The organism is Pseudomonas palleroniana, from assembly GCF_003031675.1.
Lineage (GTDB): Bacteria > Pseudomonadota > Gammaproteobacteria > Pseudomonadales > Pseudomonadaceae > Aquipseudomonas > Aquipseudomonas palleroniana.
The window spans coordinates 1-403 of sequence record NZ_PYWX01000074.1 but is presented as its reverse complement, the minus strand read 5'-3'; the positions used below and the strand labels follow the sequence as shown (position 1 = coordinate 403).

Here is a 403-nt window from a genome sequence, read left to right as displayed (position 1 = left end):
TTACCAGTGAAAGTAACGTTCAGTCTATCTTTCTATCACATACCCAAATTTTTAAAGAACGATCTAATCAAAGACTAGAAATCAATATTCACTTCAGAATATTCATTTCTAAACTCTAACGAGCAGAAGCAGTTAATGGTGGAGCCAAACGGGATCGAACCGTTGACCTCCTGCGTGCAAGGCAGGCGCTCTCCCAGCTGAGCTATGGCCCCATAACAAAATTGGTGGGTCTGGGCAGATTCGAACTGCCGACCTCACCCTTATCAGGGGTGCGCTCTAACCAACTGAGCTACAGACCCAATTTCGAGCGCGTAACTGATTAGCTAAGAGCTATCAGCTTGGAGCTTAAAGCTGCTTCTATCGTCTTCTTCAATGAATCAAGCAATTCGTGTGGGAGCTTATG

General features: G+C 44.9%; 2 tRNA genes. Both read right to left on the bottom strand.

The features are described from left to right. Window positions 1-136: 136 nt before the first annotated feature. Window positions 137-212: transfer RNA gene (locus C9383_RS25995), tRNA-Ala, on the bottom strand. A 10-nt stretch (window positions 213-222) separates the two neighbouring features. Continuing rightward, window positions 223-299, bottom strand: a tRNA-Ile gene (locus tag C9383_RS25990). Window positions 300-403 lie beyond the last annotated feature (104 nt).